The organism is Nocardioides sp. Root240 (genome assembly GCF_001428825.1).
GTDB lineage: Bacteria > Actinomycetota > Actinomycetes > Propionibacteriales > Nocardioidaceae > Nocardioides.
The window spans coordinates 777,860-803,771 of record NZ_LMIT01000010.1 but is presented as its reverse complement, the minus strand read 5'-3'; the positions used below and the strand labels follow the sequence as shown (position 1 = coordinate 803,771).

The 25,912-nt window shown below is 71.4% G+C and carries 28 protein-coding genes and 3 tRNA genes; 16 read left to right on the top strand and 15 right to left on the bottom strand.

Features of this window, described 5'->3' with window-relative positions; all coding sequences use genetic code 11:
* Positions 1–7 precede the first annotated feature (7 nt).
* Positions 8–952, top strand: a complete 945-nt coding sequence (locus ASE20_RS13725) for a DUF5926 family protein (RefSeq protein ID WP_056895071.1) — start codon at positions 8–10, stop codon at positions 950–952.
* A 189-nt stretch (positions 953–1,141) separates the two neighbouring features.
* Here the strand turns inward: ASE20_RS13725 and ASE20_RS13720 are convergent, their stop codons facing one another.
* The 4 genes from ASE20_RS13720 to ASE20_RS13705 all read right to left on the bottom strand — a co-directional run bounded on the left by ASE20_RS13720 (position 1,142) and on the right by ASE20_RS13705 (position 4,783).
* On the bottom strand, positions 1,142–2,155 hold the full coding sequence (locus tag ASE20_RS13720) for an adenylate/guanylate cyclase domain-containing protein (protein WP_056895070.1): 1,014 nt from the start codon (positions 2,153–2,155) through the stop codon (positions 1,142–1,144).
* A 20-nt stretch (positions 2,156–2,175) separates the two neighbouring features.
* On the bottom strand, positions 2,176–2,547 hold the full coding sequence (locus tag ASE20_RS13715; protein ID WP_056895069.1) for a Crp/Fnr family transcriptional regulator: 372 nt from the start codon (positions 2,545–2,547) through the stop codon (positions 2,176–2,178).
* Positions 2,548–2,687: 140 nt separating this feature from the next.
* Complete coding sequence (locus ASE20_RS13710) at positions 2,688–3,917, bottom strand: arginine deiminase (RefSeq protein ID WP_056895068.1); 1,230 nt, start codon at positions 3,915–3,917, stop codon at positions 2,688–2,690.
* Positions 3,918–3,952: 35 nt separating this feature from the next.
* Positions 3,953–4,783, bottom strand: a complete 831-nt coding sequence (locus ASE20_RS13705; protein ID WP_056895067.1) for a prephenate dehydratase — start codon at positions 4,781–4,783, stop codon at positions 3,953–3,955.
* A gap of 65 nt (positions 4,784–4,848) precedes the next feature.
* Between ASE20_RS13705 and ASE20_RS13700 the strand changes: the two genes are divergently transcribed.
* A complete protein-coding gene (locus ASE20_RS13700) occupies positions 4,849–5,247 on the top strand; it encodes a DUF4446 family protein (RefSeq protein ID WP_056895066.1) in 399 nt (132 codons plus the stop codon).
* An 18-nt stretch (positions 5,248–5,265) separates the two neighbouring features.
* Here the strand turns inward: ASE20_RS13700 and ASE20_RS13695 are convergent, their stop codons facing one another.
* Together ASE20_RS13695 and ASE20_RS13690 are read right to left on the bottom strand one after the other, a co-directional pair.
* Complete coding sequence (locus tag ASE20_RS13695) at positions 5,266–6,438, bottom strand: hypothetical protein (protein WP_056895065.1); 1,173 nt, start codon at positions 6,436–6,438, stop codon at positions 5,266–5,268.
* Between the two features lie 22 nt (positions 6,439–6,460).
* Positions 6,461–7,009: a hypothetical protein gene (locus tag ASE20_RS13690; protein WP_056895064.1), complete on the bottom strand. Its 549-nt coding sequence runs from the start codon at positions 7,007–7,009 to the stop codon at positions 6,461–6,463.
* Between the two features lie 116 nt (positions 7,010–7,125).
* Here ASE20_RS13690 and ASE20_RS13685 point away from each other — a divergent pair, with 116 nt between their 5' ends.
* The gene (locus ASE20_RS13685; RefSeq protein WP_056895063.1) at positions 7,126–8,265 is read left to right on the top strand and encodes a hypothetical protein; all 1,140 of its coding nucleotides are present in this window, start codon (positions 7,126–7,128) and stop codon (positions 8,263–8,265) included.
* Between the two features lie 14 nt (positions 8,266–8,279).
* On the opposite strand, the gene ASE20_RS13680 is transcribed toward ASE20_RS13685, so the two are convergent.
* Positions 8,280–9,863, bottom strand: a complete 1,584-nt coding sequence (locus ASE20_RS13680; RefSeq protein WP_056895062.1) for a diacylglycerol kinase family protein — start codon at positions 9,861–9,863, stop codon at positions 8,280–8,282.
* Between the two features lie 71 nt (positions 9,864–9,934).
* On the opposite strand from ASE20_RS13680, the gene ASE20_RS13675 reads away from it, so the two are divergent.
* The 4 genes from ASE20_RS13675 (at position 9,935) to ASE20_RS13660 (ending at position 13,933) form a co-directional block, all read left to right on the top strand.
* Positions 9,935–10,930: an aldo/keto reductase gene (locus tag ASE20_RS13675; protein ID WP_056895061.1), complete on the top strand. Its 996-nt coding sequence runs from the start codon at positions 9,935–9,937 to the stop codon at positions 10,928–10,930.
* Positions 10,931–11,088: 158 nt separating this feature from the next.
* Positions 11,089–12,369, top strand: a complete 1,281-nt coding sequence (gene serS, locus ASE20_RS13670; protein ID WP_056895060.1) for a serine--tRNA ligase — start codon at positions 11,089–11,091, stop codon at positions 12,367–12,369.
* Positions 12,366–13,235, top strand: coding sequence for an HAD family hydrolase (locus ASE20_RS13665; RefSeq protein ID WP_056895059.1), 870 nt, complete (start codon positions 12,366–12,368; stop codon positions 13,233–13,235). Before serS ends, ASE20_RS13665 begins: the two co-directional genes overlap by 4 nt.
* Positions 13,232–13,933, top strand: a complete 702-nt coding sequence (locus ASE20_RS13660; RefSeq protein ID WP_056895058.1) for a hypothetical protein — start codon at positions 13,232–13,234, stop codon at positions 13,931–13,933. The genes ASE20_RS13665 and ASE20_RS13660 overlap by 4 nt, the downstream gene beginning before the upstream one ends.
* 25 nt (positions 13,934–13,958) lie before the next feature.
* Here the strand turns inward: ASE20_RS13660 and ASE20_RS13655 are convergent, their stop codons facing one another.
* From ASE20_RS13655 to ASE20_RS13640, 4 genes are read right to left on the bottom strand one after another with little or no spacing between them, the layout of a single operon-like run.
* Positions 13,959–14,546: a bacterial proteasome activator family protein gene (locus ASE20_RS13655; protein ID WP_056895057.1), complete on the bottom strand. Its 588-nt coding sequence runs from the start codon at positions 14,544–14,546 to the stop codon at positions 13,959–13,961.
* Positions 14,547–14,580: 34 nt separating this feature from the next.
* Complete coding sequence (locus tag ASE20_RS13650; protein ID WP_056895056.1) at positions 14,581–15,558, bottom strand: NAD(P)H-quinone oxidoreductase; 978 nt, start codon at positions 15,556–15,558, stop codon at positions 14,581–14,583.
* Between the two features lie 30 nt (positions 15,559–15,588).
* Complete coding sequence (locus tag ASE20_RS13645) at positions 15,589–15,912, bottom strand: DUF6457 domain-containing protein (protein ID WP_056895055.1); 324 nt, start codon at positions 15,910–15,912, stop codon at positions 15,589–15,591.
* A gap of 50 nt (positions 15,913–15,962) precedes the next feature.
* The gene (locus tag ASE20_RS13640) at positions 15,963–16,547 is read right to left on the bottom strand and encodes a molybdenum cofactor guanylyltransferase (protein WP_225869119.1); all 585 of its coding nucleotides are present in this window, start codon (positions 16,545–16,547) and stop codon (positions 15,963–15,965) included.
* Positions 16,548–16,744: 197 nt separating this feature from the next.
* On the opposite strand from ASE20_RS13640, the gene ASE20_RS13635 reads away from it, so the two are divergent.
* Together ASE20_RS13635 and ASE20_RS13630 are read left to right on the top strand one after the other, a co-directional pair.
* On the top strand, positions 16,745–17,536 hold the full coding sequence (locus ASE20_RS13635) for a carbon-nitrogen hydrolase family protein (protein ID WP_056895054.1): 792 nt from the start codon (positions 16,745–16,747) through the stop codon (positions 17,534–17,536).
* Positions 17,537–17,547: 11 nt separating this feature from the next.
* Positions 17,548–18,579 (top strand): hypothetical protein, encoded by a 1,032-nt coding sequence (locus ASE20_RS13630; protein WP_056895053.1) that lies wholly within the window; start codon positions 17,548–17,550, stop codon positions 18,577–18,579.
* 22 nt (positions 18,580–18,601) lie between these two features.
* Here the strand turns inward: ASE20_RS13630 and ASE20_RS13625 are convergent.
* Positions 18,602–18,686: transfer RNA gene (locus tag ASE20_RS13625), tRNA-Ser, on the bottom strand.
* Between the two features lie 100 nt (positions 18,687–18,786).
* Between ASE20_RS13625 and ASE20_RS13620 the strand changes: the two genes are divergently transcribed.
* The 3 genes from ASE20_RS13620 to ASE20_RS24750 all read left to right on the top strand — a co-directional run bounded on the left by ASE20_RS13620 (position 18,787) and on the right by ASE20_RS24750 (position 19,733).
* Entirely contained in the window at positions 18,787–19,245 is a 459-nt protein-coding gene (locus ASE20_RS13620; RefSeq protein WP_157538526.1) for a hypothetical protein, read from the top strand.
* Positions 19,246–19,326: 81 nt separating this feature from the next.
* Positions 19,327–19,417: transfer RNA gene (locus ASE20_RS13615), tRNA-Ser, on the top strand.
* Positions 19,418–19,595: 178 nt separating this feature from the next.
* Positions 19,596–19,733 (top strand): hypothetical protein, encoded by a 138-nt coding sequence (locus ASE20_RS24750; protein ID WP_157538525.1) that lies wholly within the window; start codon positions 19,596–19,598, stop codon positions 19,731–19,733.
* Positions 19,734–19,798: 65 nt separating this feature from the next.
* Here ASE20_RS24750 and ASE20_RS13610 read toward each other — a convergent pair whose 3' ends face one another.
* Positions 19,799–20,800 carry a LuxR family transcriptional regulator gene (locus ASE20_RS13610; RefSeq protein ID WP_082612381.1) on the bottom strand — a complete coding sequence of 334 codons (1,002 nt, stop codon included), beginning with the start codon at positions 20,798–20,800 and terminating at the stop codon, positions 19,799–19,801.
* Positions 20,801–20,893: 93 nt separating this feature from the next.
* Here ASE20_RS13610 and ASE20_RS13605 point away from each other — a divergent pair.
* The 3 genes from ASE20_RS13605 (at position 20,894) to ASE20_RS13595 (ending at position 23,001) form a co-directional block, all read left to right on the top strand.
* Positions 20,894–20,966: transfer RNA gene (locus tag ASE20_RS13605), tRNA-Arg, on the top strand.
* 137 nt (positions 20,967–21,103) lie between these two features.
* Positions 21,104–22,534 carry a tyrosine-type recombinase/integrase gene (locus tag ASE20_RS13600; RefSeq protein WP_056895050.1) on the top strand — a complete coding sequence of 477 codons (1,431 nt, stop codon included), beginning with the start codon at positions 21,104–21,106 and terminating at the stop codon, positions 22,532–22,534.
* A 266-nt stretch (positions 22,535–22,800) separates the two neighbouring features.
* Positions 22,801–23,001 carry a hypothetical protein gene (locus ASE20_RS13595; protein WP_056895049.1) on the top strand — a complete coding sequence of 67 codons (201 nt, stop codon included), beginning with the start codon at positions 22,801–22,803 and terminating at the stop codon, positions 22,999–23,001.
* A 226-nt stretch (positions 23,002–23,227) separates the two neighbouring features.
* Here ASE20_RS13595 and ASE20_RS13590 read toward each other — a convergent pair whose 3' ends face one another.
* Both ASE20_RS13590 and ASE20_RS13585 read right to left on the bottom strand, forming a co-directional pair.
* Positions 23,228–24,664, bottom strand: coding sequence for a carboxylesterase family protein (locus tag ASE20_RS13590; RefSeq protein ID WP_056895048.1), 1,437 nt, complete (start codon positions 24,662–24,664; stop codon positions 23,228–23,230).
* A gap of 18 nt (positions 24,665–24,682) precedes the next feature.
* On the bottom strand, positions 24,683–25,120 hold the full coding sequence (locus tag ASE20_RS13585; RefSeq protein WP_056895047.1) for an MmcQ/YjbR family DNA-binding protein: 438 nt from the start codon (positions 25,118–25,120) through the stop codon (positions 24,683–24,685).
* A gap of 95 nt (positions 25,121–25,215) precedes the next feature.
* Here ASE20_RS13585 and ASE20_RS13580 point away from each other — a divergent pair, with 95 nt between their 5' ends.
* Positions 25,216–25,809 carry a TetR/AcrR family transcriptional regulator gene (locus ASE20_RS13580; protein ID WP_082612380.1) on the top strand — a complete coding sequence of 198 codons (594 nt, stop codon included), beginning with the start codon at positions 25,216–25,218 and terminating at the stop codon, positions 25,807–25,809.
* The last annotated feature ends 103 nt before the right edge of the window (positions 25,810–25,912 follow it).

The following is a 25,912-nucleotide window of genomic DNA, read 5'->3' as shown; positions in this document are numbered from 1 at the left end:
TCGCGCCATGGCGAAGAAGAACCGCACCAAGACGTCGGCCGCGACCGAGACCGCTCCGGGCGAGGTCGGCCCGCGCCAGCCCTGCCCCTGTGGCTCGGGCAAGCGCTACAAGGCGTGCCACGGCGCGCCCGGCGGAGGCCAGGTCTTCGTCAAGCGGCCGTTCGAGGGCCTGGCGTCCGAGGCCGACGTGGTCGCCCTGCGCGAGCTGGTGCCGGCCGCGACTGCTGCCCTGACGCTCAAGGGTGAGTACGCCGACCGCGTGGTCAAGCTCTGCACGCTGCTCCCGATGGCGGCGCCCGCGATGGTCCGTGACAGCGGTGAGGTGTGGCTCGGCCTGCAGGTCCAGCACGCCTTCGGCGACCCGTCGCGCGATCTCGGCGCGGTGCTGGTCGAGGCGCTCGCCGCCGAGCCGGGCGCCGGGATGGTCGGCCTCACCTCCGCCCCGGCCGCCGACGGCCCGCGCCTGCAGGACCTCGTCGAGGACGTCGCGCTGAACGTCGAGGTCCACGAGGGCTTCGACTACTGGGTCGCCGACATGGAGGCCAGCTCCGAGCTCGCCCAGGCGCTCGAGCAGGCCGAGGGCGCGGCGGCGCCGACCGCTCGTCTGACGGAGGTCACGGCGGCGTACTGGACCCGGATGGGCGCCAAGGAGCACCTGCGCTGGGTGATGCCCGAGCCCGAGGACGCCCTCCTCGACGCGCTCGCCCGCCTGCACGTCTCCGGCGACGACGTGATCGTCCCGGACGCCCGCTTCGTCGGCATGTTCCGCGCCCACGGCCTGCTGGCCCCCGTCTGGGACCTCCCCGTCGGCACCGGCCCCGAGCCGCTCGAGGACGCCGCGACGGCGTTCAAGGCCAAGCTCGACGCCGCCCTCGCCGACACCTCCGACCTCACCACCGAGCAGCGCGCCGCCCGCAACGGTCTCGCCAACCGCCAGGTCACCATCCGCTGATCCCCACGAACCGTGGGTGATGGCACCACGAGCCGTGGGTGATGGTTCCACGAGCCGTGGGTGATGGTTCCACGAGCCGTGGGTGATGGCACCACGAGCCGTGGGTGATGGCTCCACGAGCCGTGAGTCGCGGCCACCAGGCGAACCACGAGCCACGGTTCGTGGTGCCACGAGGCACGGTTCGTCGGGTCAGGCGGGCTGGAGGGCCCAGACCTTCAGGCGTGAGTAGCCCTTGACCGAGACCCGCCGCAACCTCCGGAACCGGTACGACGACGCGCGGGTCTCGTCGTCGTCGTGCTCCACGGTGCGGCCGGACAGCGCCTCGTAGGTCCCGAGGTCGACCAGGACCGAGTTCGGCCGGGCGACCGACGTCAGCCGGGCCGCGATGTTGACGACCGGGCCGAAGACGTCGCCCAGGCGGGTGACCACCTCGCCGTACGCGACGCCGGCGCGGACCGCGGGGAACGGGTCGTCGGGGTCGGCGCCGCGGGTGGTCAGGGCGAGGGCGATGTCGGCCATCGCCTCGGGGGAGTCGGCGACGATGAGCAGCTCGTCGCCGATGTTCTTGATGATCCGGCCACCCCGGTCGACGGTCAGCTCGAGGACGGCGGTCTCGAAGGACTCGAGCCACGAGACCAGCTCGCGGTCGGAGAGGGTGCGCGAACGGGAGGTGTAGCCGACGATGTCGACGAAGCAGACGGCCAGCGTCGCCGAGGCCCCGGAGCCGGACTCGGCGAGCATGCGTGCGCTCGCGCTGAGCAGGTGGCGGCGCCAGACGTAGGACTGCAGCCGCTCGACGCGCGGCATCACTTCGTCGGAGATGGCGAGCAGGCCCTCGGTCGGGTCGGCGCCGAGCTCGCCGGCGACGTCGGCGAGCAGCGCGACCTGCCAGTCGGCGAGGCGCGCGAAGCTCCGGCCCCAGGTTCGGACCAGGCCGTCCTGGCGCTCCTGGCTGAGGATGCCGAGGCCGACCAGGTCGCTGGCCAGCCGCAGTGCCTGGACGTCGGCCTGCGTGAACGCGACCGCGTCGTCGGGGACGTGGGCGAAGCCCAGGAGGTGCCAGAGCTGGTTGGCCGTGCCGAGAGGTACGCCGGCCGCGGCGGCCACCTGCTCCTGGGTCAGGTGCGGCACTTCCCCGAGGAGGTGCTCCTCGAGCGCACCGACGACCCCGCCGTCAGGGGCGGGGTCGTGCGGCTGGTCCACGCGGTGGTCCGGGTGGGTGCTCAGGCGTCGCCGAAGCGGGACTGGGCGACGTCGACGAGGGCCTGGTGGAAGGTCGGCCACTCGGCGTCGAGCTCGCGCAGGATCTCGTCGGTGAGGTGGATGGTGTCGAGCGGCGTGAGTGCCACGATCGAGGCGGTGCGCAGCTTCTGGCCGACGATCGCGGCCTCGCCGACGATGTCCCCGGGGCCGAGCTGGGCGATCTCGACGCCGTCACGACGCACGGAGACCGTGCCGGAGAGCAGGATGTAGGCCTTGTCGGCCGGCGTGTCCTCCCAGATCGGGGACCAGCCCTCGGGGAGCTTCACCCTCCGTCCCGTCGCGCTGATGCGCGCGATCTCCTGGGGCGTGAAGTGCTCGAAGAACGTTGCCATGCTGACCCTTTCGCTCTGCCTGACCGGCTTGTCGTCGACGCCGGGGGAGCTCCCCATGTCTGAGGCGACCTTAGTCGTTTCGTCGACGTGAGCGGGAGCGTCTGCGTGACAACCGTTACAACGTGTCCGGGTAGGTCGAGTTATCCCGCTGGGACGAGCGGATCGCGCGCGACCGGGCAGCTCATGCACCGCGGTCCGCCGCGGCCGGACCCGAGCTCGGACCCGGCGATCCGGATCACCTCGATGCCCTCCTCCTCGAGGCGGGCGTTCGTGCCGTCGTTGCGCTCGTAGGCGACTGCCAGCCGCGGTGCCAGCGCGAGGGTGTTGTTGCCGTCGTCCCACTGCTCGCGCTCGGCGGTCACCGGGTCGAGGCCGGTGTCGATGCGGTGCAGGGTGTCGATCTGCATCGCCTTCGCGGCCGCGACCAGGAAGGGCTCGGGCGGGGCGACCTCGAGGTCCGGCGAGCCGGGCTCACGGGGCGTCACGGCGTACGCCGTCAGCGTGTCCGCGACGTTGGGGTACATCACGACCTTGTCGACGTCGACCATCGTGCACACGGTGTCGAGGTGCATGGTGGCCCGCTCCTGGGCGATGGGTACGGCGAGCACGGTCTCGGCCAGCCCGCTCGCGAACACCTGCCGGGCCAGTCGCTCGGCGCCGGCGGGCGTCGTCCGCTCGCCCACGCCGACGGCGATCACGCCGGGCGCGAGGAGCAGCACGTCGCCGCCCTCGACGTGCTCGAGGTGGTGACCGTGGATCCGTCCGGTGCCCGCGAAGCGGGGGTGGAAGTGGTAGATCAGCTCGGTCAGCTGGGTCTCGCGGCGACGGGCCGGCATGGCCAGCGAGGTGATCGCGACCCGGTCGCGCAGCCACACCGACGAGTCACGGGTGAAGAGCAGGTTGGGCAGCGGCGCGACGAGGAAGGTCTCGTCGGCGAGCAGTGCGGTCACCAGCGTTCCGCTGCCGAGGCCGGCGCGCGCCTCGTCGTTGCGGACGCCGGCCGTGAGCAGGTAGGTCAGGCCCTCCGGGGTGGCATCGTCGAACATCGCCCGCAGGTAGGCCCGCACCGGGTCGCCGAGGTCGCGTCCGCTCGTGCCCGTGAGGGTGGTGTCGGTGACCGCCGCCCGCGCGGCCGGCAGGGCGAGGGTCTCGGTGAGCAGGTCGGTCAGGTAGAGCACCTCGACCCCGCGCGCCCGCAGCGCCTCGGCGAAGGCGTCGTGCTCCTCCTGCGCCCGCGCGACCCACGGGATGCCGTCGAAGAGCAGCCGGTCGTTGTTGCGCGGCGTCAGCCGCTGCAGCTCGGGTCCGGGCCGGTGCAGGAGTACCGAGCGCAGCCGGCCGACCTCGCTGTCGGCGCCGAGGGGGGTCATGACGACACCCTAGGCCCGTCGTACGACGGAACGACTCAGCCGCGGAACGGATCCGCCGGGTAGACCCCGAGCACCTTGATGTCGGTCGTGAAGAAGGTCAGCTCCTCGAGCGCCCGCTTGAGGTCGGGGTCGTCGGGGTGGCCGTCGACCTCGGCGAGGAACTGGGTGGCGGTGAACTCCCCGCCGACCATGTAGCTCTCGAGCTTGGTCATGTTGATGCCGTTGGTGGCGAAGCCGCCGAGCGCCTTGTAGAGCGCCGCGGGCAGGTTGCGCACGTTGAACACGAAGCTCGTCACGACCGGCCCGTTGCCCTGCGGAGCGGCGACGAACTCGGGGGAGAGGAGCACGAAGCGGGTGGTGTTGTGGTCCTCGTCCTCGACGTCCTCGCGGAGGATCTCGAGGCCGTAGATCTCGGCGGCGAGCGGCGGTGCGATCGCGGCCTGGGTCAGGTCGGCGGCCTCGGCGACCTCGCGGGCGGCGCCGGCGGTGTCGCCGGAGATCAGCGGGGTCAGGCCGAGCTCGCGGATCACCTTGCGGCACTGGCCGAGCGCGTGGACGTGGCTGTGCACGGTGCGGATCGTGTCGACGCTCGCGCCCGGGTTCACCATCAGGTGGAACTGGATGCGCAGGAAGTGCTCGGCCACGATGTGCAGCCCCGAGTCGGGCAGGAAGTGGTGGATGTCGGCGACCCGGCCGGCGATCGAGTTGTCGATCGGGATCAGGGCCAGGTCGCAGTCGCCGCTCGCGACGGCCGCGAAGACGTCCTCGAAGGACGCGCAGGGCACGGCCTCCGCGTCCGGGTAGTGCTGCCGGCACACGATGTGCGAGTTGGCGCCGGGTTCCCCCTGGTACGCGATGCGGGCCATGCGGCAAGGGTAGTGGCGGCGCGTGCGCGCCGTCCGCGCCGTCCGGCCCCACTACCGTCGGCACCATGGCCGTCGTCCTCTCGATCCTCGCGCTCCTGCTCGCTGCCGCCGCCCTCGTGGTGGCGCTCCGGTCAGCCGGCCGTCGTACGACGGCGGGGGAGGAGGGCCTGCCGGCCGACGCCGCCGGCCTGCGCCGCGAGGTCGCCGCGCTCCGGGCCGAGGCGGTCGGCGCGCTGCGCCACCTGGCCGTCGTCCGCTACGACGCCTTCGACGAGATGGGCGGGCGGCTGTCCTGGTCGCTGGCCCTGCTCGACGACTCCGGCGACGGGGTCGTGCTCACGTCGATCCGCGGCCGCAACGAGGCCCGCACCTACGCCAAGTCCGTCGCGGCGTGGAGCAGCGACCAGGAGCTCTCGCCCGAGGAGGGCGAGGCGGTCGCGCACGCGCGCCTGGCGCGCAGCTGATCGCGGCTCGGGCGGGGATCAGCGCATGCTCTCCTCGTTCGGCATGTCGTCGCGGGGGAACCACGGCGGCGGCATGTCGTCCAGCACGTCGGAGGTGTTGATCGGCGGCTGGTAGCCGGAGTCGCCGGGGTCGATCGAGGTGCCCGTCTGCAGCGCGTCCATCGCGGCGACGTACTTCTGCTGGTAGTCGTCGTAGAGCGTGTCGGTGAGGAGCTTGTAGATCTCGTCCGAGTCGGCGGCGTCGAGCGTCCTGCTCAGTGTCGGCAGGTCGGTGCCCGTGACGTCGGCGATGGTCTTGACGAAGTTGCTCACGTCGGTGCCGGCGCTGATCACGGCGTCGAACTGGCTCTTGACGTCCTTGACGACCGGGACGTGGCCGAGGACCTTCCAGCCCGACGTGACGATCTTCGTCACGTCGGCGACCCACGGGGGAGTCTCCGGGGCGTCGCGCGGAGGCGGCCCGATCGGCGCCCATGCCTCGAGCTGCTGGTCGATGATCTTGACGATGCTCTTGGCGAACTCCAGGACGCCCTGCTGCGTGCCGTGGATGACGTGCGCCGCGGCGGCGAAGGTCTGCGCCACCTGCACGCTGGCCCATGCCATCTGGGCGATCTGGCCGTCGTAGTTGGCGTAGAAGGTGTTGAAGCTCGTGCCGGACTTGCCGGTCCACTGGGTCCGGATGGTCTCGATGCCGTAGGGGTCGTCGAGCACGTTCACCGAGAAGTCGCTGGTGACGTACGTGTGCAGGTCCTCCAACGCGCTGCAGATCGCGGTGGCGTCGGCGCGGGTGAAGGAGTCGGAGACCTGGCGGCAGTACGACGCCAGGCCGCTCGCCCACGAGGCGCCGTTGTGCCAGGCCTGCAGGGCTCCTGCGGCGACGTCCTTCATGTACTTCGCGTTGGCGGCGCCCAGCTTCGACGGATCGGGGCTGTCGTGGATCGTGTCGAACGGGATCCAGAAGGTGAACTGGAACCAGCGCGTCGGGTCGACCTCGTGACCGGGCACCGGGAACTTGCAGTCCTCGAGCCACCACTCGCTCGGCATGTAGCCGTCGCCGGGCGCTGCCATCCCGCCGAGCTGGTCACGGGCAGCCACGAGGTACTCCCAGGCGAGCTCGTTGCCCTTGAGGTAGCCGAGCTTCTCCTCGATCTTGTCGAACTCGGCGGACAGCTCGAAGTAGTCGAAGCTCACCGGTGGCTCCTGTTCTCGGCACTCATCGGTACTGGGCCGTCGGGTCGTAGGGCAGCCCGAGGTCGGACTTGTCCTCGTCGGCGGTCTCGTCGCGGTCGGACTTGTCCTCGCTGGGCGCCTCGGGGTCGTAGTCGGAGGAGTAGATGACGTGCGGGTAGGAGTGGCCCGTCGGGTCGATCAGCACCGCGCCGGGGGACTCGGGGCTGCCGACGTCGCCGGGGACCGTCGTCCGCGTGGGTTCGATGCCCTTGAGGGCTCCGTGCCACTGGTTGAACTCGTCGCGCGCCTGGGTGTCGCTCTGGACGTAGTCGTCCCCGGTCGCCTCCAGCGCGAAGGCGGCGTGGTTGAGCGTCGTGACGCCGCGCCGGATGCCGTCGTGGATGTTGCCGGCGATGGTCAGTGCGTCGCGCAGCGCCGGCGGGTCACCGGCCTTCGCAGTCTGCACGTCGAGGGTGGTGACGATGGACTGGAGCCGGCCGCCGATCAGCGCCAGCTCCTCCGCCTGGTCGGGGATCCCCTGGCGGGCGGCGGTGTAGATCTTGACGATCGGGACGTAGATCTCGTCCGACATCACTGGTCCTTCGTGCGTGGGTGAGCCGCGGTGCGCGGCCGGCACATCAGGCATTCCCACCGAGCGCCGCTTCATGCGTGGGTTCGTCCTGCAGGTGATGTGGGAAGGTCGGGAACGTGCCACGTCCCTCTCGCCGGATCCTCGCCGCCCTCCCGCTCGCCCTGGTGCTCGCCGGGTGTTCGGGTGAGACGTCGTACGACGACCGTGACTGGTCCGCGGTGGGTCCCGTGTCCTCGCCGGTCCCCGACGTGCGTGAGCCCGACCTGGCGACGACCCGCAGCCGGTTGGCTGCGCTCGACCCGTGCGCGGTCGGCGCCGCCGGCTCGGCCGACGCGCTCGCCGAGCCCGGTCAGGGGGACGCGTGCACGGTCGACCGGGGCGAGGGCAGCGTCGAGGTGCTGACCGACGCGCGGTACTTCGTCGACGGCTCAGGACCCGATGCCGTCAACGCCCTCGACAGCCGGGAGCGCATCGAGGTCGCAGGCTTCGCCGCCTGGGTCGGCGAGGGTCCGGTCACCAGCGGCGGTGACGACGCACCCTGCGCGGTGGTCGTCCCTGCGAGCCTGGAGCTCGCGCTCGCCGTCGTCGACTCCGAGGACGACTGCGCCGTGGCACAGCAGGTCGCCGAGGCTGCGCTCGCGGACCTCGACGCCGTGGTCCGCGAGGGTCGCACCCTGGACCCGCCGGTCTTCTACGCCGCGGACGAGACGGATCCGGGCGGCGAGGGCGCCTGCTCGGAGCTCGGCGACCAGATCGAGTGGCTCTGCGCCCCCGTCGGCGACGTCGAGGTGCCCGACGACCCGGTCGACCTGATCCGCCACGGGGAGGCCGACCCAGGCCTGCTGTGCGTCCCCGCGTTGGAGGCGGCCAGGGCCACAGCCGCAGGGCAGGGCCGCTCCTGGGTGGCCGTCACGACCGCGGTGGGGCAGCAGGAGCTGGCCGAGCGGGCGTCGTACGACGGGCCGCGGCAGTGCACCCTGCTCGAGGCGAAGGACGACCCGGACGCCGCTGCGGACGCCGACCCGGTCACGATCATCGTGACCGCCCGCCGTCAGGCGTTGGGAACCCGTGCGAACACCGAGGTGGCCGACCATCCGGCGTACCACTCCGAGCAGTCGGGCACGTGGGAGGTCGCCCTCACCGACGTCGACGACCACGGCTTCCTGCGGGTCGAGGTGCTCGATGCCGGGCGTCAGGAGCCGGACTGGGCGAAGGCCTTCGTGGCCGACCTCGTGGAGCGGGCCTTCGGCGGGTAGCCCCGTGACCGGGGTCAGACGGTGCGGGGCACCCGGACCAGGACCCGCCCGTGGATGCACTCCATGCTGAGCTCGGTGCCGATGCCGATCGTGTCGCCGTCGAGCTGGCGCGGGACCCCGCCGGCGGCGCGGACGACGACCTTGCGGCCGGTCATCCGGGCCACGGACTCGCCCGCGTTGTGCTCGCGACGGGTCAGGACCCGCAGCACGAGCGGGATCCAGGACAGGAAGCGGCGCGGGTAGAGCAGCACGACGTCGAGCAGGCCGTCGTCGATGGCGGCGTCGGGGAGCAGCACCATGCCGCCCTGGAGGCTGCCGACGTTGCCGATCACGCAGGTGCGCGCGCGGTGCTTGGTGAAGGGCATGTCGTCGATCGAGATCTCCAGCTTCATCGCCGGGAACATCAGGCCCTTGAGGGCCGAGAGGACGTAGGCCAGCCAGCCGACCTTCTTCTTGAGGTCCTCGTTGACGCCCTCCATGATCGCGGCGTCGAAGCCCATCCCGGCCATCACCATGAAGTGGCTCGGCTCGATGCCGTCGCCCTCGACGGCGACCATGTCGATGGCCCGGTCCTGACCGGTGAGCGCGATGTCGATCGCGGCGCGGATGAACAGCGGGATCTCGAGGTTGCGGGCGAGCAGGTTCCCCGTCCCAGCGGGTACGACGCCCACCGGGATCCCGGTGCCGGCGAGCTCCGCGCACACCTCGCGCACGGTGCCGTCGCCGCCGCAGACGATGACCAGGTCGGCGCCCTCGACGGAGGCCTGCTCGGCCTGACCGGTGCCGGAGTCCTCGACCGTGGTGAGGTACCAGCGGGGCGCGTTCCAGCCGGCATCGAGGGCCATCTGGGTCACCATCGACTGGAACTGCTCGACCGACTCGACCTTGATCGGGTTCAGGACCACGGCGAGCCTGCGCGCCGAGGGGAAGGCCTCGGGCAGCGGTTCGGCCTTGAGGGCGTGGCTGCGGGGGAGCGGGCTGTAGAGCGCCACGCCCAGCAGCAGGACGCCGACGCCCAGCAGGGTCCCGCCCAGCACGTCGCTCGGGTAGTGGCGACCGAGCAGGATCCGGTCGGCGGCGACGAGCACGAAGGCCAGGACGGCGACGGTACTGATCAGGCGGCGGATGCCGGCGCGTCGTACCAGCATCACGGCGAGCAGGATCACCAGGCCGCAGAAGGTCGCCGAGGCGGAGGTGTGCCCGGACGGGAAGGCGTTGGAGTGGAGGAAGTACTCCGGGTCCTGCCAGACCGGTCGGCCGCGGCCGACGGCGACCTTGGTCAGGTAGGTGACGAGGGCGGTGGTCGCCATTGTGGCGGCGATCAGCACGCCGGCGCGGCGGTGGCCCTTGACGAACATGGCAACGGCGAAGACGGCGCTCGCGACCGTCATCCAGAGCGTGCCGAACGCGATCTCGATGGCGCGCAGCGGGTGCTCCAGCCACGACTGGTCGGCGGCCCAGCCCCGGGCGTCGGACCCCTCGTGGTCGATGTCGACCACCCACGACCAGTCGGCGGCGACGGCGAGGGCCACCCCGGCGAAGAGGGCGAGGAGGGCCAGCGAGGCCAGCAGTGGCGTCTGGCGGGGACGGTCGAGCACCCCCGGAGGATAGGACACGGTGTCGCACCCACGGCAGTGCGCGCGGACGTGCGCTCGCTAACGTCGGGGGCGTGAGCACCTCGTCGTACACCCCCTCCCAGCGCCGCCTGGGCCGCTCCGGACTGGTCGTCTCGGCCGTCGGGCTCGGCTGCAACAACCTCGGGCGGACGGGCGCCGCGACCGAGTCGCAGCGCGGCACCGACCGTGTCGTGCGGGCCGCGCTGGATGCCGGGATCACCTTCTTCGACGTCGCCGACAACTACGGCGCCACGCCGGGCCTGGCCGAGGAACGGCTCGGCAAGGCGCTCGGTACCCGGCGCGCCGACGTGGTCGTGGCGACCAAGTTCGGGATGGACGTGGGCGACCTCAACGGCCCCGACTTCGGCGCCCGCGGTGCGCGCCGCTACGTCCGCAAGGCCGTCGAGGGGTCGCTGCGCCGCCTCGGCACGGACTGGATCGACCTCTACCAGTTCCACACCCCGGACCCCGGCACCCCGATCGACGAGACGCTGTCGGCGCTCGACGACCTGGTGCGCGAGGGCAAGGTCCGCTACGTCGGCCACTCCAACCGGTCCGGGTGGCAGATCGCGCAGGCCGAGTACGTCGCCCGCGAGCTCGGCGTCGAGCGGTTCGTCTCGGCCCAGAACAACTACAACCTCACCGACCGGCGCGCCGAGCTCGAGGTGCTCCCCGCCTCCGCCGAGCTCGGCCTCGGCGTGCTGCCCTACTTCCCGCTCGCGAACGGCCTGCTGACCGGGAAGTACGCCTCCGGCAACGCCCCGGAGGGCTCCCGCCTCGCCCGCACCCGCCAGCACCTGCTCGAGGACGCGGTGTCGCCCACCCTCCAGGCCTACTCCGCCTTCGCCGCCGACCGCGGGGTGTCCGAGGTGACCGTCGCGATCGGCTGGCTGCTGGCCCAGCACCCGGTGGCGTCGGTCATCGCCGGGGCGACCTCGGTCGAGCAGGTCGCGGCCAACGCGCAGGCCGACCAGTGGGTGCCGACCGCCGAGGACCTCGCCGAGCTGGACGCGCTCTTCCCCGCCCCGGAGAGGATCGCGCTGTTCTGACCGGTGCAGGAATCCCCGCTCCGGCGGGTATTCCTGCGCTTAGTGGCCGTTGCAACGGCCACTAACCGTCAGTTTCCCCGCCGGAGCGGGGATTCCTGCAGCACAACGCGAGCCAAACCGATGCGCGCCCGGTCGGGGCCGGCCGATAACCTCGACTCATGATCGACCCGCGCATCCTCCGTGACGAGCCCGACCGCGTCCGCGCCTCGCAGGCCAAGCGCGGGGCGTCTCCCGACGTGGTCGACCGCGCGCTCGAGGCGGACGCCGCACGTCGTACGGCCATCGCGGACTTCGAGGAGAAGCGCGCCGCGCAGAAGGCGTTCGGCAAGCAGGTCGCCCAGGCCAAGGGCGAGGAGAAGCAGGCCCTCCTCGAGGAGGTCAAGCAGCTCGCCGCGCAGGTCAAGGAGCTCGAGGCGGCGCAGACCGCGGCCGACGAGGCCTGGACCAGCGCGCTCAAGGCGATCCCCAACGTGGTGGCCGAGCAGACCCCGACCGGCGGCGAGGACGACTTCGTGGTCCTCGAGGAGATCGGTACGCCGCGCGACTTCGCCGCGGAGGGCTTCGAGCCCCGCGACCACATCGAGCTCGGCCGGATGCTCGGCGCGATCGACCTCGAGCGCGGTGCCAAGGTCAGCGGCAGCCGCTTCTACTTCCTCACCGGCGTCGGCGCGCAGCTGGAGCTGGCGCTGGTCAACCTCGCGATGGAGCAGGCCCGCAACGCCGGGTTCACGCAGGTGATCGCGCCGTCGCTCGTGCGCACCGAGGCGATGGAGGGCACCGGCTACCTCGACCAGGGCGGCGGCGAGGACATCTACCGGATCGAGGGCGAGGACCTCTACCTCGTCGGGACGTCCGAGGTGCCGATGGCGGCCTACCACTCGAAGGAGATCCTCGACGGCGCCTCGTTGCCGCGGCGCTACGCGTCGTTCAGCCCGTGCTTCCGCAAGGAGGCAGGCTCGCACGGCAAGGACACCAAGGGGATCATCCGGGTCCACTGGTTCGACAAGGTCGAGATGTTCGTCTACACCACCCTCGAGGACGCCGCCGCCGAGCACGAGCGCCTGCTGGCCTGGGAGCGGGAGTTCCTCGACAAGCTCGAGCTCGCCTACCGCGTCGTCGACATCGCGGCCGGCGACCTGGGCTCGAGCGCGATCCGCAAGTTCGACTGCGAGGCGTGGATCCCCACCCAGGGCAAGTACCGCGAGCTCACCTCGACGTCGAACTGCACCGACTTCCAGACCCGCCGCCTCGACACCCGGGGCCGGTTCGGCGAGAAGACGGGTCCGGTCGCAACGCTCAACGGCACGCTCACCGCGATCACCCGAGCGATCGTCGCCGTGCTCGAGACGCACCAGCAGGCCGACGGGTCGGTCCGGGTCCCGAAGGCGTTGCAGCCGTTCATGGGTGGGCTCGAGGTCCTGACCCCGGTGTCGCAGTGACCACGCCGGCGCCGGGGGAGCCCGGCTGGCGGCCGCGCCTCGTCGCCCTCGACATCGACGGCACCCTGCTCCGGTGGGTGGCCGGGCTCGGCATGAGCCACGAGGAGGTCACGCCGGCCGTCCACGACGCCGTCCAGCGGGTCCTCGACAGTGGCGCCCACGTCGTCCTGTCGTCGGGCCGCGCACCGCACAACATGACCGCCGTCGCCGACATGCTCGACCTCCACGGCCACGGCGAGCGGCTCTGGATCGTGGCGGCCAACGGCGCGGTCGTGCTGCGGTACCCGCCCGCCGAGGTCGTCCACGAGGTCACCTTCGACGCCGCCCCGGCCGTCGCGGCCGTCCTGGCCCAGCACCCCGAGGCGATCGTCGCCGTGGAGGAGCGCGGCATCGGCTACCGCGTCTCCGCGCCCTTCCCGGACGGCGAGCTCGGCGGCGAGTCCATCGTCGCCGCGGTCGAGGACATGGTCGCCCGCCCGGTCAGCCGCGTGATCATCCGCGACCCGAAGGCCACCGCCGAGGACTTCGTGAAGCTCGCGGGCAACCTCGGCCTCCACGGCACCGACTACGTCGTCGGCTGGACCGCCTGGCTCGACCTGGCCCCCGTCGGCGTCTCCAAGGCCTCCGGTCTCGAGTACGTCGCGCAGCAGCTCGGCGTCGACCGGGCGGACGTGCTCTCGATCGGCGACGGGCGCAACGACATCGAGATGCTGCAGTGGTCCGGACGCGGCGTGGCCATGGGCCAGGCCGTCGACGAGGTCAAGGCCGCGGCCGACGCCGTGACCGACTCCGTCGACGACGACGGTGCCGCCGTCGAGATCGGCCGCTGGTTCCCCGCCGGCGGATCTGGTGGGATGGGCACGTGAGGTCCGCCCCCCGTCGTCTTCGCGCCGCGCTGGTCACGGCTGCTCCGGCCGCCGCGCTCGCCGCGGCCGTGGTGGTGCCCGCCGCCCCGTCAGGCGCGGTCGCGCCGGCCGCGATCCCGGTCAGCTGCACCGCGCTGGACCTCGACGACGCGACGGCCGTCGCGGCCAACGCCGAGGGCACCGACGACGTCTTCCACGCCGTCGTCCGCCAGGTCGCGGTCGTGCGGAGCACGGCCGGCAGCACCGGAACGGCCACCGACGCGGCGACCGCGACCACCACACCGGGCGTGCCCGCGGCGCGGACACTCCGGGTGACGGTCCGGGTCCTCAACGTGCTCACCGGCGACCTCACCGACGGGCGCAACGTCAACGTCCTCGTCACCGGCACCGACGGCAAGTTGCCGCCGCGCCGCAACGAGCAGTACCTCTTCTTCACCACCGGCGCCAACGACGCGCTCCACGCCGTCGACTGCAACGGCTACGTCGCCACGCCGAACCTCGACACGGTGACCCTCGACCTGCTGCGCGACGCGCTGGCGCCCGAGGACGACGCGGACGTCGTGCTCACCGCGCCCTCCGGCGGGTCCGACGGTCCGCCGAGCCTGGGCCGAGTGGTGGCGCCGGGCGCCGCGATCACCCTGGTCGGCCTGCTCGGCCTGGTCCTGCTGGGCTGGACGGGTCGCCGCCCGACGCACTGAGCCCCGACCTCCTCGAGGCCGGGCGTCAGAGGTACATGCCGCCCGAGCGGGGCTCGTCGCCGGACTCGCCCGGCGTCGTACCGGGGGCGGAGGGGTCGGCCGCCGGCCCACCCATCGCCATGCCCGGGGGCAGCGCGCGACGGATCTGCTCGAACTGCGCCCGCGCGGCCATCTGCTGGGCGTAGATCGCCGTCTGGATGCCGTGGAAGAGGCCCTCGAGCCACCCCACGAGCTGCGCCTGGGCGATCCGGAGCTCGGCCTCGGACGGCGTGACGTCCTCGGAGAAGGGCAGCGAGAGCCGCTCCAGCTCCTCGACCAGCTCGGGGGCGAGGCCCTGCTCGAGCTCGGCGATCGACGAGCGGTGGATCGCGGCGAGGCGGTTGCGGCTGGCCTCGTCGAGCGGGGCCGCCTTCACCTCCTCGAGGAGCTGACGGATCATGCTGCCGATCCGCATCACCTTCGCAGGCTGCTCGACCAGGTCGCCGATCGAGTGCTCGCCGTCGTCGTCGTGGTCACCGTCGTCGCGCTGCTCCACCGCCGACGCCGGCACCTTGCCGATCGGCTGCCCGTCCGGCCCCACCACCACGATCTGCTCGTCACCGCTCTCGGTCATGTCCCCCAACCTAGCCAACGGCACCGACGCGGGCTCACGGGGTGAGCAGCACCTTGCCGATGTTGTCGCCACCCTCGATCAGGCGGTGCGCATCGGCCACGTCGTCCAGGGAGAGCACGGCGGACACGACCGGGGTGATGGACCCGTCGGCGACCAGCGGCCAGACGTGCTCGACGACCGACGTACAGATGTTGGCCTTGCCGTCCTTCGGCCGCGCCCGCAGCGTCGTCGCGATGACCGCGCCGCGCTTGGACAGCAGCTGGCCGATGTTGAGCTCGGCCTTCGAGCCGCCCTGCATGCCGATGATCACCAGCCGGCCCTCGGTGGCCAGGACGTCGACGTTGGGGGCGAGGTACTTCGCGCCCATGTTGTCCAGGACCACGTCGGCGCCGTGCCCGTCCGTCGCCTCCCGTACGACGGCCACGAAGTCCTCGTCGCGGTAGCTGATCGCCCGCTCGGCCCCCAGCTCCTCGCACCGCGCTAGCTTGTCGGGACTGCCGGCGGTGGTGAACACGCGGGCGCCCAGGCGTGAGGCCAGCTGGATCGCGAAGGTGCCGATGCCGCCGGCGCCGCCGTGGACGAGGAAGACCTCGTCGGGCCGCAGCCCCGCCACCATGAAGACGTTGGACCAGACCGTGCACGCCACCTCGGGCAGTGCCGCGGCGGTCACGAGGTCGACGCCGTCGGGGATCGGCATCACCTGGCCCGCGGGGACGACGACCTGGCTCGCGTAGCCACCGCCGGCCAGCAGCGCACACACCTGGTCGCCCACCGCCCAGTCGGTGACGCCCTCGCCGAGCGCGGCGACCGTGCCGCTGCACTCCAGGCCGATGACCTCGGACGCGCCCGGCGGCGGTGGGTAGAAGCCCTGCCGCTGCAGCAGGTCGGCCCGGTTGACCGCGGTCGCGGCGACCTCGATCAGGACCTCGCCCGCACCGGGCACGAGGTCCGGGAGCTCGGTGACGACGAGGGTCTCCGGACCCCCGGGGCTGGTCTGGGTGACGGCACGCATGACGCCAGTCTTGCCTACCCGCGAAGCGGCTCAGACGAGCGAGTCCGAGTCCTCGTAGTCCGCGTCGGCGAGCTCCTCGATCTCGACGTCCTCGTCCTCGACCGACGCGGCGCCGGCTGGTCGGTCCCACGACTCGGCGAGGGCCTGGGCCTTCGCCGCGAGGCGCTCGACCTGGTCCGGGTCCGCCCCCTGCTCCCCGGCCGCGAAGCCGAGCAGGAAGGCGGTCACCGCGCCGGCGGCCGGATGGACGTTGTCACGGGTGATCCCGGAGAGGTCGACGAGCAGGCCCTCGTCCGCCTCGGCCTCGATGTCGAGGACGTCGCACAACTCGTCGATCCAGTCGTGGAGGTTCACCCGTCCAGAGTGATCCAGACCCCCGCCGTCTGACAAGGGTCCCGGGCGTGTCAGTGCCCCTCGGCCTCGGAGGCCAGGTCGCGCAGGTCGCTCCACGTGTCGACGTCGCGCGCCTCGGAGCCGGTCGACGCGACGTCGACGAGGTCGAGCTGCTCCAGCAGTGCCCGGACGGCGAGACCGTGCTCCGCCTCCCGGTGCGGCCGTACGGCGTCCAGCCGTGCGGTCTCGACGACGAACGCCAGCTGCCGGCGACCGTCGCGGGTCAGCACCGCCCCCTCGTGCCCGACCGCGGCCTCGTGCAGCCTCCGGAACGTCGAGGAGGTGAGGTGCGGCATGTCGACGGCGAGCACCGCGATCGTCGGGAAGGTCCGCAGCAGCGAGTCGCGGCCGGTCAGCAGGCCGGCCGCCGGACCGCCGAAGCGCGGGTCCTCGAGGACGAAGGTCGCCGGTCGCTCGGTCGGCACCTGCTGGCCGACGACCACGACCTCGCCGGCATCGACCACGGCGTCCAGCGCCCGGTCGAGCAGCGAGCGACCGCCCAGCTCGATGGTGGCCTTGTCGGCACCGCCGAGGCGGGAGGCCTGGCCGCCGGCGAGCACGACGGCGGCGAATCCGGAGAGTCCGAGCTCGATCACGCCGTGAGTCTCCCAAACACCGGCCCGGATGAGTAAGTCCAAGGTCTCCCACGCCGAGCACCACCCAGCATCCACGCCGACGGCGTTGCCGACGCTCGCCGTGCGCCCAGCATGCCTTCGCGCCGGCGCCTTGTCGGCGCGGCCCTGGGCGGCGCTCAGCGCGCGATCCCTTGAACTCACGCATCTACGCTTGCACCGTGACCGCCCCCACGCTCCGCATCGCGCTGGTCCAGGCCGCCGCGGCGCTCGAGCCCGCCGTCAACCGCGCCGCCCTCACCGAGCTGGTCGCCGCCGCCGGTCCCGACACCGACCTGGTCGTGCTGCCGGAGGCCTTCGCGCGCGACTTCGGCGAGGCCGGCTCCGACGTCAGCCCGTACGCCGAGCCGCTCGACGGCCCCTTCGCGACCGCCGCCGCGACTGCTGCCGCCGAGGCGGGGACCACGGTCGTGGCGGGGATGTTCGAGGAGGGCCCGGTGCCGGGGCGGCCGTGGAACACCCTCGTCGCGCGGGGGGCGTCCGAGGCGTCGTACCGCAAGGTGCACCTGTACGACTCGTTCGGCTACCGCGAGTCCGACCGCCTCAGCCCGGGGCCGCTCGAGCCGGTCGTCCTCGACGTCGCGGGGTGGCAGGTCGGCCTGATGACCTGCTACGACCTCCGCTTCCCCGAGCTGGCGCGTGCCCTCGTCGACCGTGGTGCCGAGCTGCTCGTCGTCCCGGCCGCCTGGGTCGCCGGTCCGCGCAAGGTGGACCACTGGCGCACCCTGCTGACCGCGCGGGCCATCGAGAACACCGTCTACGTCGCCGCCGTCGGCCAGCCCGCGCCCCGCTACTGCGGCCACTCGATGGTCGTCGACCCGTTCGGCGACGTCCTGGTGGAGGCGGGGCCGGGTGCCCCGGACGTGCCGGAGGTGATCCGGGCCACCGCCTCCCGCGTGACGCTCGACGAGGCCCGCCGCGTCAACCCGTCGTTGGTCAACCGCCGGATGTAATCTGCTTCCTCGTGTCCCGCGCCGCCGTACGTTCCCCCACCCGGGCGCCGCTCGAGCAGCGGATCGGTGAGCTGGGCGCCTCCCGCGCCCCGTTCTCCGCGTGGGTCGTCCTGATCGGTCTCGGCACCGCCGCGCTCGTCGCGGCCATGGTCGAGGTCGGCCCGGACTGGCTCGGCGTCACCGGTTCCATCGTGATCGCGACGGCCTACACCTCGGCGCTCGCCGCCCGCACCGGCGGCCGCCCGTTCGTGTTCGGCGCGCTGGCCCTGCTCTGCGGACTCGTCGCCGTGCTCAGCGACCAGGACATCCTGCTGACCGGGGCCGCCGTCAGCACCTCCGCTCTCGCGGCCGTGCTGGGCGTGATGATCACGGTGCCGGCGTCCGGCTTCCTCGCCTCCGCGCGGGAGTGCTCGGTCGCGTTGCTGTGTGCCGCCGTGGGTGCGATGGCCACGGTCGGCTTCGAGCCGGCGATCCAGAAGGAGCGCTTCGAGTACGTCGGCCTCGGCCTCGCGCTGCTCGGTGCCCTCGTGCTCGTCTACCGCCTCGGCGCGGGCCTCCACGGCCTCGGCCGCCGTGGCCTGGTGGTCGTCGCCATCGGCGGCGTGGTGCTCGCCGCGACCCTGCTGTACGCCGAGATGCTGCGTCAGTACGGCTCCTCCGGGCTGGTCGACGAGCTGCTGACGTGGGTCCGCTGGAGCCGGGACCACCTCGGCGCCTTCCCGCGCCCGATCGAGACCGTCCTCGGGGTCCCCGCCCTCGCCTACGGCGTCCACATGCGGGCGCGCCGCCGCCAGGGCTGGTGGGTGTGCGCTTTCGGCGTCGCCGCCACCTCGCCCACCGCGACCGCGCTCGCGAACCCGGCCGTCTCCGTCACCGAGGCCACCCTCTCGGTGGTCTACGGCCTCGTGGTCGGCCTGCTCGTCGGGTGGGTGCTGATCCGCCTCGACCTGGCCCTGACCGGCAACCGCGGCCGGCGCAGCCGCGTGGCGGAGCAGGCAGCCGCCGTACGGCCGGAGCCGGGACGGTTCTCCCCGCTGCTGTAGCAGGCGATCCACGTCACTTCAGCAGAGGGAGCGGGATTCGAACCCGCGGTAGGTCTCCCTACGACCGCTTTCAAGGCGGTTCCGATCGGCCACTCCGGCATCCCTCCTCGGCCTCCGCGACGCCGCAGCGTCGCAGTCGACCGGGCTCGAGTCTAGGAGACCGACCCGCTTTGCCCGCGCGGGACCGGGTCTTGTTCAATTCGCCCCATGAGCAGCCCCCAGGAGCCGTCGGTGAGCGACTACCGGTTGGCGCCGCCGGTGATGGCGCGCTTCGTCGGCGCCTACCTCGTCCTGCTCGCCGTGGTCCTGCTCGCCGTGACCGTCGCCGCGGTCGCGCTCGACCTCGATGCCGACCTGCTGGTCCTCGTCCTCGGGCTCGGTGTGCTCGGCCTGATCGGGCTGGCCTGGTGGCTGCGGAGCCGGCTGGTCGTCGTACGACTGACGGAGGCGGGCTACCAGGTCCGGATGATCCGCGCCGCCGGCGTCTCCGAGGCCCGGTGGAGCGAGGTCGAGGACGCCGTCGCCGCCGCCCCGCGCGACATCGAGTGCTTGGTCCTGCGCCTGCGCGACGGTCGCTCGACCACGATCCCGGTGCAGCTCGTGGCTGCCGACAAGGACGACCTCGCCCGCGACGTCCGCGCCCACCTGGACCGCGCCACCCGCTGACCGGCGGGTGGATTGGGCGTCGCACGCCGCTGCTTGTAACCTTGCTCCGCTGGCTGGTCCCTCGGGGTCGGTCGAAGTGGAGGAGGCGTCGCCTAGTCCGGTCTATGGCGCCCGCCTGCTAAGCGGGTTTGGGGCTACAACCCCATCGAGGGTTCAAATCCCTCCGCCTCCGCAGCAACGCAGGATCCGCCCGGTTCGCCGGGCGGATCCTCGCTTTTCCCGCGCGCTCCGCTTCCCGGTCGCGACAATGCCCCCCGACGGGTTGCCACGGCGGTCCGGATGCATCACGCTAGTCCTTTGGAGGGTGTATCCGAACCTGCCGAGACTCCCGGCGGACAGGAGACAGAAACATGAAGAAGGCCGCTCGCCGGATCGCGTTCGCGACCGTTGCCCTGATCGCTTCGCTGGGTGTCGTCTCACTGCCGTCCGCGGCCGAGGCCGACACCGGATGGCCGTTCCGCATCATGGTGCGGCACGCCGACCGCTGACCTGACGCTGCACTGAGCCCCGGAGACCCTCGGGTCGACCGGGGCTCAGGCGCGCTCGGAGGACTTCAGGCGTCGTCCGACTCCTGGCCGGCGATCCCCAGCTGGCCCATCGTGTAGCCGAGCTGGAAGCGCGTCTCGGCCTCGTACTCGTCCTTGAGCTCGGCCACGTAGCCGGCGTACGTGCGCGGGCTGACGCCGAGCCGCTTGGCGCTCACCGCGTCCGCATGGCCCTCGATCAGCATCCGGATCGTCATCGAGCGCTGCTCCGACGCGATCTCCTTCATCACCCGCTGCTCGCTCGTCGCGAACGGCCGCCCCCGCGCGAACGCGCGCTCGAAGACGTCGACCAGGTAGGCCACGATCGCCGGCTCCCGTACGACGACCGCCGTCGCCTGGTCGTCGGCCGCCGGGATCAGCGCGACCCGCCGGTCGACCACGATCAGCCGGTTGAAGAACTCGTCGAGGGTGCGGACGTCGGCACCGTGCTCGGTGACCTCGGCGACGTACCGGTGCGTGGCGGGGTGGCGCCGCGCGCTGTGCTGGTAGAGCGTCCGCATCGCCAGGCCACGCTTGAGCGCGGCGACGTCGCGCACCGCCGCCTCCTGGACGGTCTTCGCGTTGCGGTGGGCCTGCGGCTGCGCCGTCAGCAGCTCCTCCTGGGCGTCGCTGACCAAGGCGGTGAGGTAGGACCGACCGGCCTCGCCGTGGAGGTAGAGGAAGGGCCCCGACTCCGACGCCACCGGCGAGCGGCGCCAGCTCTGGTTGAGCCCCGCGAAGGCGTTCGCCCAGCGCGCCGACTCCTCGATCAGCCGCGCACCCTCGTTGCCCAGCGGGGTGACCACCCGCGACTGCGCGTTGCTCGGCTCGAGCGGCCGCCACGTCGTACGGGCGCTGTCGAGCTGCAGCAGCCCGAGCTCCACGAGCAGGTCGAAACCGCGTCGCGAGGGCGCCCCGTCGGCCAGCCGCGCATCGTCGGCAGCGAGCCCGCCCTCGGCGAGCGCCTGCTCGTAGAGACCAGTCGCTTCACGCTCGAAGAGCTCCCGGTCCTCCGGCTGGTAACCCGCCACGGGGACATGCTTCCACACCGGGAGGCCGCGCTGATTCGGCATCGGGGTCCGGTCTCGGCTATTCTCGACCGGTCGCTCAGCAATGAGGGACGGGCGCCTGTAGCTCAACGGATAGAGCATCTGACTACGGATCAGAAGGTTTGGGGTTCGAATCCCTACAGGCGCGCAAGAGTTTTCGCAGGTCAAACGTGGGTTGGCCGGTGATGGGCCGGGAGAGTCTGTCCCGTTGTCCCATTACGGATCCCATTACGAGTCCATCGTCAGCGGTTGAGCGCACCGTCTGGTCAGGCGCACCGTGGTGAGATGACCGCCGTTCTCCCCTCGCCTCGCTCGCTCGACATGCCGCCGGTGCTCGACACGGCCGCCTCGGCGCCTGCGCGCCGGCGCCGCCGCCGCCGCTCTCGTGGTGAGGGCACTCAGCGCGAACGCCGCCCCGGGGTCTGGGAGGTCCGGCTTCCCGCCGATGTCGACCCGGTGACCGGCCGGACCCGGCACCTCTCGGTGACCGTGCACGGCACCGAAGCCGATGCCACCGCCACCCGGATCCGGCTGCTGGCCACGGGCCGCCCGATCATCCCGCCACCGGACCGGGTCACCGTCGGCTTCCTGCTGCAGGCCTGGCTGGCCGCGGACCACCCCTGGAAGCCGTCGACCTACGTCGGGTACACCTCGAATGCCCGTGCGCTGGCTTGTGACCCCGTCGCCGAGCGGCCGGCCGCCGCGCTGTCACCGGACGAGATCCGTTGTCGGCTCGCGGACTGGCGCGACGCGGGCGCCTCCGACGCCGTGGTCGCCGCCCGGTTCCGTGTCCTGCGTGCATGTCTGACCTGGGCCTACAACGAACGTCTCCTCGACACCCACCCGCTGCGGCTGATGCGCGGACCTCACCGCTCCCCACCCCGCCAAGCTCTGGCCGACGATGAGGTCCGAGCCCTGCTTCTGGCGGCCGAGCTCCGGGTCATCGAGGCCCATGCGAACATCCCCCATCGCCTCGCGAGCGAAGGTTCGAGCAGTCCGGGCGCGAGCGCTAACCGGGACGCTGCGCGAGTGAACGCCGCTGCCGCGGAGAGTTCCGCGGCCTGGAGGCGCCTGCGCGTCGCCGAACAGTGCCTCCTCCTGGTTCGCCTCGCCGCCGACAGCGGCGCCCGACGTGGTGAGCTGGTCGCGCTGCGGTTCGACGACCTGACCGGCCGGGTGCTGCACATCCAGCGGGCCGTCTCCGCTGGCCAGCTCACCACGCCCAAGTCCGGCCACACTCGAACGGTCACGCTCGGCGCTGACACCGCTGACCTCTGGCACCGTCTTCACGACACCTGGGCGGAGCGCGTCGCTCGCGCGGCTGTCCCGCTTGGTGGAGCTGGACCGATGGGTGCCGCCGGAGCGCATGTGTTGGGACCGTGGGTCTTCAGCTCTGACTCCGGGCACTGGCGTCGACTCGGATCTGAGGTCCTCGGACACCGGTTCGAGGCAGTCCGGGACGCCGCCGGTATCCCCGATGCGACTCTGCACCGTCTACGTCACAGCGTCGCCACGTTCCTCGTCTCCCAAGGCAAGATCCTCGAAGCCCAAGAACGCCTCGGCCACGCAGACCCCTCGACCACGCTCCGCGAGTACTCCCACGTCCTGCCCGGCCGCGATGCAGTCGTTGCCGACGCCATCAACGACTACCTCGACCTCACCGCAGGCCCACCCGCCGCTCCAGCAGAAACCACGCACCTGAACCGAGATGACTAGGTCGGTTCGATTCCGGCGGGCGGCAGAACACGACGGGCGGCTCCGACGGCAGTGGCTCCGACCAGCAGAAATGGTCGTCAGAGCCTTGTACGTCTTGGGTCCGTTCAGCCGATTGACACGTTTGCCACACGTTTCCCGCGGCCGCCCCTCAAGCCCGCTTCACGCCGCTTGGACGGCTCTCGGGCGCGCAGCCAGTTCGCTGGTCGCCCTGGGCTTGAGAGGGACACGGGATTGGTTTGCCAAGGTGGGGCACCCAGACGGCGTTCATGCAGCAGACCCATCGTGTGCTGCTGGTCGGCACGGCAGGCCAATTCGCCGTGACCACCGTCTCGACGCAGTTCGGAGTGCTGATCTTCACGGCCGCTATGTGTCTGACCGATTCTTGTGCCCGGGAGCGTCATCTCCAGGATGCCGCGCTACGACCGGTGGTAGTCGACAATCCCTACGCCCAACGCGAGCACTGGTAGCGCTCCCCGGCTTGAGGCCTTGGCCCGCGCGCTCCCGGATCCCCCGGCTCCACGGAGAACGCTGCCGGCCCACGCCCCCGCCAGCCCGCGCTGCGTATCCTCGCCTCGGCTTGTGAGGGGCGACGGCAACCGCTAGCGAAACGACTCCACGCGGCTGTTGCGGTTCTCGCTGATTGCACCGGTTCTTCAGGAGGGGACCCAGAAGGCTCCCAGCCCGAAGGTGCGGCTATGGGCGTTTGATGCCCGAGAAGGTCTCAAGTACATCTTCGGCGTGCGCGGTGGCGTCGTACGGCATGTCGCCGATCCCTTGGGCGGTCGGCGCCGTGGCGACGGGCCTCCAAAGTGCGCCGTTGTCGCTCGTGGCGAGGGAGAGCAGCGCGTCTCGGACGAACGTGTCGCGAACGATCTGCTCGTGGCCGGCGCCGGGGCGGGTCTGGCCGACGATGCCGTACATCTCCGTGCCGTGGACGGCGTGTGCGCCCTCGACTGGCCCGATGGAGAGCAGGTGCGCGTTCCCTCCGGCCGCGGCGTGGGCGAGCGCTCCGCGGGTCTGAGGCAGTGTGAATGAGAAGTCGGTGAGCAGGGCTCCGCGGACCTGGACTGGTGTGCGCCCGTTGACGTCGTAGGCGGCGACGATCTTGCGGGCGCGGCTGCGTGGGATGCGGTTGCGGTTGGCGAACTCCGTGACGAAAGCGTCGATGCTGCCCGGGTCGAACTCGTCGGTCTTGTGCAGGACCCACCAGTCGAGCTCGTGGGTGGTGCTGCTGAACAGGATGTCGATCTCCTTGTGTCGTCCGGACTCGAGGACGCGCATGGGAAGATCGGTGAGGATGCCGTTGGGCTGAGTTCGGTCGTCGACGATGGCAACGAGATCGTTGTCGACGCCGTGCGCTGCCCCAGGGTCTGAGGACTGCGTCGCAGCCATCGTCTCGGCGAGCAGGTGTGCGTCAACGGTCAGGAGCTGCTCGGGATCGTTCTCGATCCCGAGTGCGGTGAGGACGGCGTGGGCGCGTTCTTCCGCTCCCCAAGCGGGTACTTGGCGTGCCGGCATGCCGGAGAACGCCGCGAGGTGGTGGTAGAGGCCGTCTGCGGAGGGTGCGCCGAGGAGACTCAGGGTGGAGTACGCGCCGGCACTGTGCCCGGTGACGGTGACGTTGTTGGGGTCGCCGCCGAAGTGGCTGATGTTCTCGTTGACCCACCGCAGCGCGGTGATGATGTCTTGCAGGCAGAGGTTCGTAGCCTGCGCGAGAGCGCCGCCGTACTGGGAGAGGGACAGTGCACCGAACGCGCCCAGACGGTAGTTGATGGAGACGCCGATGGCGCGACCGGTCGCGGCGAGGCCGGACGCGTTGGAGGTGGTCTGTGTGTTCGCGCCGAGCATCCACCCGCCGCCGAAGACATACACGATGACCGGGAGGGGCTTGTCTCCAGCGTCGGCGGGTGCCCAGACGTTGAGGTTCAGGCAGTCCTCGCTGAACCCGTTGTCGGCTTCCAGCCAGCTGGTGTCGCCGGCCTGGAGCGGTGCCAGACCCTTCTGGTCGTAGGGCAGGTCCGGGTCGAAGGGCACGATTTTCGGGCTGTGGAAGCGGTCGGCGGTGGCGTACGAGATGCCGAGCCACGAGTGCACGGCGCCCTGCACTGTGGTGTCGTCGCTGCTGGTCATAGAGAGTCCTTTCGAGGATCAGGTGTGGTCTGAGGTCGTAGTGTCGTCAGTGACGGTGGGGGTCGTGTCGTTGGTGCCCGCGCTGCCGAACGTCGCCGGGTCCACTGGGCGCTTCGCGTGTGGCAGGCCCTCGACGACGAGGAGGAATGACTCGGTCACCAGCTCGTCCACGAGCTCCTTTCGCATACCACCGCCGGGATGCAGCGTGATCCAGTGCTGCTTGTTCATGTGATAGCCGGGGGTGATGTCCTCGTGCTGCTTCCGCAGTTCCTCGCCATGCTCCGGCGCCGCCTTGATGATGACGATGGGTTCCCCGGTGATGTCCGTCAGCAGCATGAACACCTTGTCGCGAACCTTGAACACCTCCCAGTCCGGACCGAACGGGTGCTCGAGCCGGGCGCCGGGCAACTCCTGCGCTCGCTCGCGAGCCTGCTCCTGCAGCTTGTTGCCGTTCACGCGATCTCCTCGTCGGGCTACTCTAGAATCCAGTGCGTACGACGGTACACACTAGTGCGTACGATGGTACACACCTGGACTGACAGAGGAGGGCCATGCGCCGCGGGAAGCCGAACGACCCAGGACGTCGCTCGCGGATCCTTGAAGCCACGCTCGACGTGATCAGGACCGACGGGATCAGCGCTGTCTCGTATCGGGGCGTCGCAGCGCATGCCGAGGTCCCGCTGGGGTCGATGACGTACTACTTCCCCACCCTCGAGGGCCTCATCCTGAGCGCGTTGGACTCGACCCGCAGCGATCTCGAACCCCGGTATGCAGCCCCGCTCCGCGGCGCCCGGACCCCCGCCGACGTCGTCGATGCACTCGTTGACGCCACGATCGGCTCGACGAGCCCGAGTCTCACCGATATCCGGCTCTACGAGGAGATCCGTCACTACGGCGCTCGGGACCCCAAGGTGGCGGCGGTGCTCCAGGCGGTCGAGGACGACGCGCTCGCGATGCTTCAGCCCGTGGTCCCCACCAGCATCGCGCTCGCCATCAACGCCCTGCTGTGGGGCTGGTGGAGTCACCGCTTGGCGCACCCCGACACTTCGCTCGACGAAGCAACAGTGCGCCGGCCCTACGAAGCCATCGTTGCGCTCGCTGGGCCCGATCACCCCTTCCAAGCCGAGGGGCTCAACGATGGCTAAGGCAATGCGAGCTGACCGGTGCCCGTCGGGCTCGATAGCGCCGGGAGCTCTCGTCGAGCCATGGGTCGCTGTGACCACGAGTAGATGGCTCGTCCGATGATGC

Excerpts from the sequence above, each read along its gene's own strand:
- ASE20_RS13725 (WP_056895071.1), top strand. The coding sequence starts at position 8 with ATGGCGAAGAAGAACCGCACCAAGACGTCGGCCGCGACCGAGACCGCT.
- ASE20_RS13715 (WP_056895069.1), bottom strand. The coding sequence starts at position 2,547 with ATGGCAACGTTCTTCGAGCACTTCACGCCCCAGGAGATCGCGCGCATC.
- ASE20_RS13710 (WP_056895068.1), bottom strand. The coding sequence starts at position 3,917 with ATGACCCCCCTCGGCGCCGACAGCGAGGTCGGCCGGCTGCGCTCGGTA.
- ASE20_RS13705 (WP_056895067.1), bottom strand. The coding sequence starts at position 4,783 with ATGGCCCGCATCGCGTACCAGGGGGAACCCGGCGCCAACTCGCACATC.
- ASE20_RS13700 (WP_056895066.1), top strand. The coding sequence starts at position 4,849 with ATGGCCGTCGTCCTCTCGATCCTCGCGCTCCTGCTCGCTGCCGCCGCC.
- ASE20_RS13690 (WP_056895064.1), bottom strand. The coding sequence starts at position 7,009 with ATGTCGGACGAGATCTACGTCCCGATCGTCAAGATCTACACCGCCGCC.
- serS (WP_056895060.1), top strand. The coding sequence starts at position 11,089 with ATGATCGACCCGCGCATCCTCCGTGACGAGCCCGACCGCGTCCGCGCC.
- ASE20_RS13655 (WP_056895057.1), bottom strand. The coding sequence starts at position 14,546 with ATGACCGAGAGCGGTGACGAGCAGATCGTGGTGGTGGGGCCGGACGGG.
- ASE20_RS13650 (WP_056895056.1), bottom strand. The coding sequence starts at position 15,558 with ATGCGTGCCGTCACCCAGACCAGCCCCGGGGGTCCGGAGACCCTCGTC.
- ASE20_RS13620 (WP_157538526.1), top strand. The coding sequence starts at position 18,787 with ATGAGCAGCCCCCAGGAGCCGTCGGTGAGCGACTACCGGTTGGCGCCG.
- ASE20_RS24750 (WP_157538525.1), top strand. The coding sequence starts at position 19,596 with ATGAAGAAGGCCGCTCGCCGGATCGCGTTCGCGACCGTTGCCCTGATC.
- ASE20_RS13600 (WP_056895050.1), top strand. The coding sequence starts at position 21,104 with ATGACCGCCGTTCTCCCCTCGCCTCGCTCGCTCGACATGCCGCCGGTG.
- ASE20_RS13595 (WP_056895049.1), top strand. The coding sequence starts at position 22,801 with ATGCAGCAGACCCATCGTGTGCTGCTGGTCGGCACGGCAGGCCAATTC.
- ASE20_RS13590 (WP_056895048.1), bottom strand. The coding sequence starts at position 24,664 with ATGACCAGCAGCGACGACACCACAGTGCAGGGCGCCGTGCACTCGTGG.
- ASE20_RS13580 (WP_082612380.1), top strand. The coding sequence starts at position 25,216 with ATGCGCCGCGGGAAGCCGAACGACCCAGGACGTCGCTCGCGGATCCTT.